Origin of the sequence: Hymenobacter roseosalivarius DSM 11622 (genome assembly GCF_900176135.1) — a bacterium.
Taxonomy (GTDB): Bacteria; Bacteroidota; Bacteroidia; order Cytophagales; family Hymenobacteraceae; genus Hymenobacter; species Hymenobacter roseosalivarius.
On sequence record NZ_FWWW01000033.1, the window covers coordinates 1 to 9876 of the forward strand.

General features: G+C 54.3%; 10 protein-coding genes. 2 read left to right on the forward strand and 8 right to left on the reverse strand.

Going from position 1 to position 9876, the window contains the following annotated elements:
• Positions 1 to 43: 43 nt before the first annotated feature.
• From rfbA to prmC, 7 genes are all read right to left on the reverse strand, one after another.
• A complete protein-coding gene (rfbA, locus tag B9A24_RS01570; protein ID WP_084443378.1) occupies positions 44 to 922 on the reverse strand; it encodes a glucose-1-phosphate thymidylyltransferase RfbA in 879 nt (292 codons plus the stop codon).
• A gap of 59 nt (positions 923 to 981) precedes the next feature.
• Positions 982 to 1989: an SDR family oxidoreductase gene (locus B9A24_RS01575; RefSeq protein ID WP_084443379.1), complete on the reverse strand. Its 1008-nt coding sequence runs from the start codon at positions 1987 to 1989 to the stop codon at positions 982 to 984.
• Between the two features lie 81 nt (positions 1990 to 2070).
• Positions 2071 to 3123, reverse strand: coding sequence for a dTDP-glucose 4,6-dehydratase (gene rfbB / locus B9A24_RS01580; protein ID WP_084443380.1), 1053 nt, complete (start codon positions 3121 to 3123; stop codon positions 2071 to 2073).
• 85 nt (positions 3124 to 3208) lie between these two features.
• Complete coding sequence (gene galE, locus B9A24_RS01585; RefSeq protein WP_084443381.1) at positions 3209 to 4237, reverse strand: UDP-glucose 4-epimerase GalE; 1029 nt, start codon at positions 4235 to 4237, stop codon at positions 3209 to 3211.
• Between the two features lie 14 nt (positions 4238 to 4251).
• A complete protein-coding gene (locus tag B9A24_RS01590; RefSeq protein ID WP_084443382.1) occupies positions 4252 to 5547 on the reverse strand; it encodes a nucleotide sugar dehydrogenase in 1296 nt (431 codons plus the stop codon).
• A gap of 25 nt (positions 5548 to 5572) precedes the next feature.
• Positions 5573 to 6175 (reverse strand): acyltransferase, encoded by a 603-nt coding sequence (locus B9A24_RS01595; protein WP_084443383.1) that lies wholly within the window; start codon positions 6173 to 6175, stop codon positions 5573 to 5575.
• Between the two features lie 122 nt (positions 6176 to 6297).
• Entirely contained in the window at positions 6298 to 7158 is an 861-nt protein-coding gene (gene prmC / locus B9A24_RS01600) for a peptide chain release factor N(5)-glutamine methyltransferase (protein ID WP_084443384.1), read from the reverse strand.
• 52 nt (positions 7159 to 7210) lie between these two features.
• Here prmC and ribD point away from each other — a divergent pair, with 52 nt between their 5' ends.
• Together ribD and B9A24_RS01610 are read left to right on the forward strand one after the other, a co-directional pair.
• Positions 7211 to 8251, forward strand: a complete 1041-nt coding sequence (ribD, locus tag B9A24_RS01605) for a bifunctional diaminohydroxyphosphoribosylaminopyrimidine deaminase/5-amino-6-(5-phosphoribosylamino)uracil reductase RibD (RefSeq protein ID WP_084443385.1) — start codon at positions 7211 to 7213, stop codon at positions 8249 to 8251.
• Between the two features lie 84 nt (positions 8252 to 8335).
• Positions 8336 to 8818: a GAF domain-containing protein gene (locus B9A24_RS01610; protein WP_084443386.1), complete on the forward strand. Its 483-nt coding sequence runs from the start codon at positions 8336 to 8338 to the stop codon at positions 8816 to 8818.
• Between the two features lie 171 nt (positions 8819 to 8989).
• Here B9A24_RS01610 and B9A24_RS01615 read toward each other — a convergent pair.
• Positions 8990 to 9876, reverse strand: an 887-nt coding sequence (locus tag B9A24_RS01615) for a T9SS type A sorting domain-containing protein (RefSeq protein ID WP_143434698.1), incomplete at its 5' end; no start/stop codon positions are given.

Below are 9876 nucleotides of genomic sequence, written 5' to 3' on the forward strand. Positions count from 1 at the left end.
GACGACGCGNGNGGNGTGGCTTTTTTTGTGTTCCTTCGCACTGCTATTCCTCCAGCATCTGGGTTTCAGGCAGGTGCATAAGGTAGTCGCCGTAGCCGCTTTTACGCAGGGGCTCCGCTATTTTGCGCAGCTGCTCTGCCGTAATAAATCCCTGACGGTAAGCCACTTCCTCAATGGATCCCACCTTCAGACCTTGACGGTGTTCAATTACGCGCACGAACTCTGAGGCCTGCATTAGGCTCTCAAACGTGCCCGTATCCAGCCAGGCAGTACCGCGACCCAGAATACCCACCTTCAGCTTCCCCCGACGCAGATACTCTTGGTTTACATCCGTAATTTCGTATTCGCCGCGGGGGCTGGGCTTTAGGTTGCGGGCAATTTCAATTACCTCGTTGTCATAGAAATACAAGCCTGGCACCGCGTAGTTACTCTTCGGCACTTTCGGCTTTTCCTCAATGCTGAGGGCTTTTTTGTCGGCATCAAACTCCACTACGCCGTAGCGCTCTGGGTCATTTACGTGGTAAGCATACACTACGCCGCCGTCAGGGCTACTATTGCTTTGCAGGAGCTGCTCCAAGCCTTCGCCATAGAAAATATTATCACCCAGTACCAAAGCAACTTTGTCGTCGCCGATAAAATCAGCGCCGATTACGAAGGCTTGAGCCAGCCCATTAGGCACCTCCTGAATAGCATATTGGAAATTACACCCCAGGTTACTACCATCACCCAACAAGCGCTTGAACTGCTCCTGGTCGTGGGGCGTGGTAATCAGGAGGATGTCGCGTATTCCGGCCATCATCAGAATCGACAAGGGATAATAGATCATCGGCTTGTCGTACACGGGCATGAGTTGCTTGCTAACTGCCAGTGTAAGTGGGTGTAACCGTGTGCCGGAGCCGCCGGCGAGAATGATGCCTTTCATTAAGTAGTTAGAATAAGCTGTATTGATAGGTTAATGCGCTATATGCCCGCCAGGAATAGCTAGTTGCTTTCCCGAATGAACGTCTGATTCGATTTAAACCACGCCAGCGTTTTCTGCAACCCTTCCCGAATGCGAATCTGAGGATCGTAGCCGAGTAGGTTTTTCGCCTTGGAAATGTCGGCCAGCGAGTCGCGGATATCGCCGGGTCGGTCGGGGCCGTATTCGGGTGTGATGTCGGAGCCGGCTTCTTCATTGAGAATGTTGAAGAGGTCGTTGAGCGAGGTGCGGTCGGCTACGGCAATGTTGTATACTTCATTCAGCGCCGCCGGATTAGCAGTGAGCGCCGCTTTAATATTGGCCTGCACGCAGTTCTCTACGAAAGTAAAGTCGCGGGTCTGGCCGCCGTCGCCATTCATGCGGGGGGCTTTTCCCTGCAAAACCGCGTCAATAAACAGCGGAATTACGGCCGCGTAGGCCCCATTAGGGTCTTGCCGGGGGCCAAAAATATTGAAGTAGCGCAGCCCGATAATGGGCATGCCGTAGGTTTTGCCAAATACATCGGCGTACAGCTCATTGGCATACTTAGTCACGGCGTAGGGCGAGAGCGGCTTCCCGATGCGGTCTTCTACCTTGGGCAGATGGGGCGAGTCGCCGTAGGTCGAGGATGACGCGGCATACACAAAGCGCTGTACGTTAGCTTCTTTGGCTGCTACCAGCATATTCACAAAGCCCCCCACATTCACGTCGTTACTCGTGATGGGGTCGTTGATGGAGCGAGGCACGGAGCCCAGCGCCGCCTGGTGGAGCACCACATTTGCCCCCCGGCAGGCCGTCCGGCACACCTGCGGGTCGCGGATGTCGCCTTCTATAACTTCCAATGCTGGGTGACCCTCAAACAGGCGCATGTTTTTGCGAAACCCGTTGGAGTAGTTGTCCAGCACGCGCACGCGCCCAGCGCCATACTTAAGTAGATATTCGACCAGATTGGAGCCGATAAAGCCGGCTCCGCCCGTCACCAAAAAGGTCAGATTATCGAGGGGCTGGTCGTGAAAGGGGATTTCGTACATCGTTTGTCAATGAATAATAAAGAATGATTACAGCACCGAGGTCAAGCCCAATGTTTCCTTCTTTATTAAGCGCCGGCGTAATTAATTACTGTATTGTTGAAGGTAATAATCCTGATAAGCGCCGGTGGTCACGCGCTCCAGCCATTCAGCATTAGCCAGGTACCAATCAACGGTCTGAGCCAAGCCTTGCTCGAACGTAACGGAGGGTTTCCACCCCAGCTCGTTCATGATTTTGCTGGAGTCGATGGCGTAGCGCAGGTCGTGGCCGGCGCGGTCTTTCACGAAGGTGATAAGCTGACGCGATGTGCCGGGCATCTGGCCAGTTTTCTCGTCTACCACATCACAGAGCAGATGAATCAGCGCCAGATTTTGCCACTCATTTACGCCGCCAATATTGTAGGTGTCGCCCACTTTGCCTTTATGAAATACGGCGTCGATGGCCGTAGCATGGTCTTTCACAAAAAGCCAGTCGCGCACGTTTTCGCCCTTGCCGTACACGGGTACCGGCTGCCGGGTCCGAATGCGGTGAATAGCCAACGGAATGAGCTTTTCGGGGAAATGATTGGGGCCGTAGTTGTTTGAGCAGTTGCTCAGCTTTATGGGTAGGCCGTACGTGTGGTACCAGGCCCGTACAAAGTGGTCGGAGCTGGCCTTGGAAGCTGAGTAGGGCGAGCGAGGATCGTAGGCCGTCTCTTCCGTAAACATATCGGGCCCCATTTCCAGTGAGCCGTACACTTCATCGGTGCTTACATGGTAGAAGGTTTTGCCTTCAAACCCCAGCGGCTTCCACAGGTTTTTGGCAGCGTTCAACAAGTGAACCGTGCCCAACACGTTCGTTTTTACAAAAGCCAGCGGGTCAGTGATGGAGCGGTCAACGTGCGATTCGGCAGCAAGGTGAATGACGGCATCGGGCTCTTCGCGCGCGAACAGCTCATCAACGAACTGCTGATCGGCAATGTCCCCTTTTACGAAGCGGTAGTTAGGCGCATTCTCAATGTCACGTAGGTTTTCCAGATTACCCGCGTAGGTCAGCGCATCCAGGTTAATGATTTGATACTCCGGGTACTTAGTCACAAACAGGCGCACTACATGCGACCCAATAAACCCAGCCCCGCCGGTGATAATGATTTTCATGTCTTCAATGGGTGAATGAGTGAATGGGTAGATGGATAAATGGGCGGATGACGGTACTTTAACACTCACTCATTCGCCCATTCGCTTATTCACCTATTAGTTTCTGCTGCCACTTCCAAGAGCTTGCTAAGCTTTCTTCCAAGGGAGTAGTCGTTTCAAAGCCTAATTCCCGATTAGCCTTAGTCACGTCGGCGTAGATAGCCGGCACATCACCGGGCCGTGGAGGTCCGATTACATAGTTCAGCTTCTGACCAGTTGCTCTTTCAAACGTCTGGACCACTTCCAGTACGCTGTTGCCGCGGCCCGTACCCACATTAAAGGTCTCGACGGCTGCGCTTTCGCCTTTCAACAGGCGCTCTACGGCTACTACGTGCGCCTTGGCTAAATCCACTACATGGATGTAGTCGCGGATATTAGTGCCATCGGGCGTGTCGTAGGTATTGCCGAAAATAGTCAGCCTTTCGCGGATACCGGCGGCGGTTTGCGTCACGAAGGGCACCAGATTATTCGGCACTCCCAGAGGTAGCTCGCCAATCAAAGCGGAGGGATGAGCACCAATAGGATTGAAGTAGCGCAGCAAAATTGTGCGCAGACTGCTGTCGGGTGCAGCCACTACATCACGCAGAATGTCCTCGCAAATCTTCTTGGTGTTGCCGTAGGGCGAAGTAGCGGGTTTGGTCGGCGTCTCTTCCGTAACCGGCAGCTGGTCGGGGATGCCGTACACCGTGCAGGAGGAGGAAAACACCAGATTGGACACCTCAAACTCCTGCATCACTTTCAAGAGCGTCAGCAGGGAGCCAATGTTATTGTGATAGTAAGCCAGCGGCTTCTGCACCGAATCACCTACCGCTTTGAAAGCAGCAAAGTGGATGGCCCCACGCAAAGTCTTTTCGTGCAAGAAAACCTCACGTAGCGCTAGCTCATCAGCACAGTCGATGGCGTAGCAGGTGATGGTTACACCCAGAATCTCTTCCAGGCCGCGCATTACAACCTCAGAGGAGTTGCTGAAATTATCTACAATAACGGGCTGGTAGCCAGCCTCGTAAAGCTCCACCACCGCGTGCGAGCCAATATACCCCGCTCCGCCCGTCACTAGTATTTTCGTCCGTTCCATATGTGTTGCGTGTTCTATAAGCTCCAGTAGTGCAGGTCCCGCATCTTACTACGATACAAGCCTTTAATGTCAACCAGCACGGCATTATCGCCAGTAATGGACTTAAAATACGCTTCGTCCTTTTCCAGATAAGGCTTGTGACTCACGGCTACGATAACGGCGTCATAGTCGGTTCTGGTGTTGGCGGCAGCGGTGAGGCGGAAACCATACTCGTGGTGCAGCTCGTCGGAGTCGGCATGCGGGTCCACGATATCCACGTTTACCGAAAAGTTTTTCAGCTCCTGAATTACGTCTGCTACTTTGGAGTTGCGAATATCCTCCACGTTTTCCTTGAAAGTAGCTCCCATCACCAGCACCCGGCTCTTAGCTACGTCCTTGCCCTGCTTAATCATCATCTGCACCGTTTTGCGGGCGATGTAAGCTCCCATATTATCGTTTGTGCTGCGACCTGAGAGAATAACTTTCGCATCGAAGCCTAGTTCTTTGGCCTTGTAGGTCAGGTAGTAAGGATCGACCCCGATGCAGTGACCGCCCACCAAACCGGGCGAGAACTTGAGGAAGTTCCACTTGGTGCCGGCTGCCTCTAACACCTCATAGGTGTTGATGTTCATACGGTCAAAAATCAGCGACAGCTCGTTCATTAGCGCGATGTTGACGTCGCGCTGGGTATTCTCGATGATCTTGGCGGCTTCGGCCACCTTAATGCTGCTGGCGCGGTGTACACCGGCTTTTACCACCAGCTCATACAACTTAGCGATGATGTCCAGCGACTCATCATCGCAGCCGGCCACCACTTTGATAATGCTAGTGAGCGTATGCTCCTTATCGCCGGGGTTGATGCGCTCAGGCGAGTAGCCTACTTTGAAATCCTGGGGAAATGACAGACCCGACAGCTTTTCCATCACGGGAATGCAGTCTTCCTCGGTGCAGCCGGGGTATACGGTACTTTCAAACACTACGTAATCGCCTTTCTTGAGCACTTTGCCCACGCTAGTTGAAGCGCCCAGCAGGGGCTTCAGATCGGGCTGGGCGTGCTCGTCGATGGGTGTGGGCACGGCTACAATGAAGAAAGTAGCCTCGCGCAGCACTTCCAGCGAATCAGTGAAGGTGATGTCACAGTTCTCGAAGTCTTTGGCTTCCAGCTCGCCGCTGGGGTCTATGCCGTTGCGCATCAAGTCGACGCGGGCGGCGTTTATATCGAAACCGATAACGCTGAGCTGGCGGGCGAACTCAAGGGCGATAGGCAAGCCCACGTACCCGAGACCGATAACGGCCAGCTTGGCTTTTTTCTGAAGTAATTGCTCGTACACAGGAAGAGGAAATGCTGAATTAGACTTATGAATTCTGGATCGAAGGAATAGGTATTACCTGATTATCAAGGGTTAACTCGTACTGCGCGCCGCTTTCGGGGCAAGTAGCATGCCGGCTGGCATCAAACAGTAGGCGGTGTCCCGCGTGGCTCATCCAGCCCTGGGGTCGGGCCGGATTGCCGTATACCAAGGAGTAAGGAGCCACGTCGTGGGTTACTACGGAGCCAGCGCCCACAAAGGCGTACTCACCCAAATGAACCCCGCAGATAATAGTAGAATTGGCCCCCACGCTCACGCCCCGCTCCAGCACGGTAGGTTGGTACTTGTGGCGGCGCGGCACGGCACTGCGCGGGTTGCGCACATTGGTGAATACAACCGATGGGCCCAGAAACACGTCGTCGGCGCATTCTACGCCGGTATATAGGCTCACGTTGTTTTGCACTTTCACGTTGCGGCCCAGGCGCACACCATTCGCTATCATCACATTCTGGCCGATGGTGCAGTTTTCACCCAGCTCACAGCCTGCCATCAGGTGGGCGAAGTGCCAGATGCGACAGCCGGCACCAATGCGGCAGCCTTCGTCGAGCACGGCGGTGGAGTGGGCAAAATAGGCAAGCGTATCGGTCACGAAAGCAGATAACTAGCTCGGCAGGCTGCCGATTTTGAGCCGGCAAAGGTAGGACTTTTTACGTTTGAGAAATTCTGTGCGCAGTGGTCCGGGAAGTTATGGTTTTGTAAAGCTGAGGTCGATCATTCGCAGAACACTCCACTTACCATTCGGTCTTTACCAAACATATCCTGCTGAATTTGCCCCCCGGCATACCCCAGCCCAGCGAGCAAGGCTAGCACCGATTCGGCATATCGCTCATTTATTTCGAAGTACAATTTGCCCCCCGGCCGTAATAATTCCTGGCCTAGCCCGGCAATGCGCCGGTAGAAAAGTAGTGGGTCATTATCGGGCACAAACAGCGCGGTTGCCGGCTCGTAGCGCAGTACGTTGGGCCGCATCAGCACCCGCTCACTTTCCAGTACGTAGGGCGGATTGCTCACCAATACGGCCAAACTGTGGGGGGCAATTCCGGTCGGCGCAGCCCGCAGAATATCTACCTCCTGAAACTCCACGTTTGGCGCATAACGCGCCGCGTTGCGCCGGGCTACGGCCAGCGCCTCGGCCGAAATATCTACTCCCATTACCCACGCCTCGGGCAGCGCTTGGCTGAGGGCAATCGGAATGCAGCCCGAGCCGGTCCCGATGTCCAGAATGGTAAGCTGGGGGGCATTTTTTTGCTCCTTACTGATAAGCGCCACCAGCTCCTCCGTTTCGGGCCGGGGAATAAGCGTAGCGGGCGTTACTGCCAGCTCCAGACCGGCGAAGTAGGCCGTGCCCAGTACGTATTGCAGAGGCTCGTGGCGCAACAAACGGTCTTGCGCAGCTTCTATTAATTGCTCCTTCTCCATCGAAACCAACTCGGCGGCCTGCATGCGTCGTATCAGGGGAGTCAATTTCAGATAATACTCTAGCACCTGCCCCGCGATGGCGGCGGCTTCAGGCTCGGGATAAATGCCCCCCAAAGCGGTGGAGAGGCAGCGCGTTAGCTCCAGAATGGTCATACGAAGCGGGGTTTGTACCTTCGGCCATAAAGCTACGTTCCTCCCACCCCGTATGCGTGATTTTGACGAACTGATAATGCGCCGCGCCCTCGATTTGGCCCGGCTCGGCCTGGGCTACGCGCGGCCCAACCCCGTAGTTGGCTGCGTAGTAACGCACGCCGGCCGTATCATCGGCGAGGGCTGGCACGAGCGCTACGGCAGCCCCCACGCCGAAGTAAATGCCCTAGCTGCCGTTACCGACAAGCACTTACTGCCCGAAAGTCGCGTGTACGTAACGCTGGAGCCCTGTGCCCACTACGGCAAAACCCCGCCCTGCGCCGACCTGCTCATCAGCAGCGGCGTACGCGACGTGGTTATCTGCAATCTAGACCCTAACCCGCTGGTAGCCGGCCGGGGCATTGATAAGCTGCGGGCCGCGGGCGTGCGCGTGGAGACGGGCGTGCTGGAGGCGGAGGGACGCTGGCTCAACCGACGTTTCTTCACTTTTCAGGAGAAAAAAAGGCCCTACGTGGTCTTGAAATGGGCTGAAACGGCCGATGGGCTGTTGGCCGGACGCTTTTATCAGCCTATCCAGATCAGCGGGGAACTGGCGCGGGTGGCGGTGCATCAGTGGCGAGCCGAGGAGCAGGCTATCCTGGTAGGCACCCGCACGGCCCTGCATGATAACCCCAACCTGAACGTGCGCGACTGGCCCGGCCAAAACCCGGTGCGCGTGGTCATCGACAAGAACCTCAGTTTGCCCCCCAGTCACCATTTATTGGACGGACAGCAGCCTACGCTGGTGTATACCTACCGCGAGCGGCCAGCCAGAACTAATATTGATTACATCAAATTGCCCGAAGCGGAAGACTTATTCCCCTGCATTCTGGCCAACCTGTTCGAGCGCCAGATACAATCAGTGCTGGTGGAGGGTGGCCCTACGGTGCTCACCTCTTTGCTGCAACACGGTTTGTGGGATGAAGCGCGGATATTGCGCAATCCTAAAAAGCTAGGGACTGGCATTGCCGCTCCCCAATTGGGTATCAGGCATTTGCACGAGCAGGTAACCCTGGGCGACGATACGCTGTTTGTCTATCATCACTACTGCGCTTAGGCAGCGCTTCTGTCTTAGCCCTACAAGACATTTTTACTTTCGCACTGACCAACTATATAAGCCGCGGCTTACTCTGCTTTTCTTATGGCTGAAGAACTCATTCTCGATCTTACGCTTACCAAAGCTGAAAAATACCGTCAGCTGCTTCCCCAAATTGAGGCCTTAACCACGGGCGAGCCCGACCTGATTGCCAACCTGGCCAACACAATGGGCGCTTTGAAGCAAGCATTCGGCTTCTTCTGGGTAGGTGCTTACCTGGTAAAAGGCAATGAGCTGGTGCTCGGGCCTTTCCAGGGGCCGATTGCCTGCACCCGTATCCGGCACGGCAAGGGCGTATGCGGCGCCAGCTGGGCCCAGGCCCAGACCTTGCTGGTGCCCGATGTGGAGCAGTTCCCCGGCCACATCGCCTGCAGCAGCGAATCCAAATCAGAAATCGTGGTACCGGTGCTGAAAGATGGCCAAGTAGTAATGGTGCTTGACGTGGACAGCGACCAGCTCAAGGACTTTGACCAAGATGACCAGCAGGCACTGGAGCAACTGGCGCAGTTGATGGTCCGGTGGTTTTAAGGAGTACTTAGCTACCTCAGCTCTTTCTGCAATACACAAAAGCCCCCCAGAGTATTTCTGGGGGCTTTTGTGTACAAGGCTTAAGCAAGATCGTTCTACATGCATCAAAAAAAGAAAGCCAGGAATTTCCCGGCTTCTTTTTTTGATGCAACCTGCTGAGGTAAGCTCAGCTTATCGCTCAATGGTAATGCGCTTGTTCTCCACTTTGCCATTGATAATCAGGTGGCAGAAGTACACCCCGTTCGGCAGATCCTCGCGGGTCAGCTTAACGCTGTAGTCACGGTTGCCTTCTATCTCAGCATTGTAAAGCGTCGAGACTAAGCCACCCAAGCTGTTGTAGATATATACCTGAGCCTTGCCGCCTTCGGTGCTACGGAAACGGATAGTAGCTTGGTCAGCTATTGGGTTCGGGTAGATCTCCAGCAGGTTGCTGGCTGCTGGCTTGACAGTAGGGTTATCTGCTGAGAATGACTGAGTTGTGGTCTTGGCAGCTAAGGTTGTAGTAGACCCACCTGTTCCTGTGACAGAAATCAAGTCTTTAGGATCTACGTCTCTTAGGATGGTCTTGGTACCATCCCATCGGCTTGAGTACCAGATACCACCATTGCTGCGGTATACAGTAACTGCTAGTCTATCAATTTTATCAGTGGTTACGGATGGGTTATCTCTTCCATCATACATACTGAGCTGCATTGTGCAGTTGCCTTCTATACTTTGGGCTACTCCGCCGACAATCTCCGAGATATTTGCCTTAGCACTGAATTCAGCTGTTGGGTCAGTAGTAGCAAGTACAGAGATAGAATTGCTCTTCAGCTTGTAGTAGTGAGGAACGCCTGGGGTTTCTTTACCATTACGATCGAAGAAGCTTTTTACCGTAATTTCTGCGCTGCCCTGTGGGTTTCTCAAGCTCTTATTATACTGAACATAAAAAGAGAAGTCTGATGAACCTTTAACATAACCGGCCGAGCCCTCGCTGGTGAATGTGTCAGCGCCAACTATCTGTCCGCCAGGGGTTGGTACAGCTACCGTAACCAGCTTGTCCAATGATGGGTCGCTTT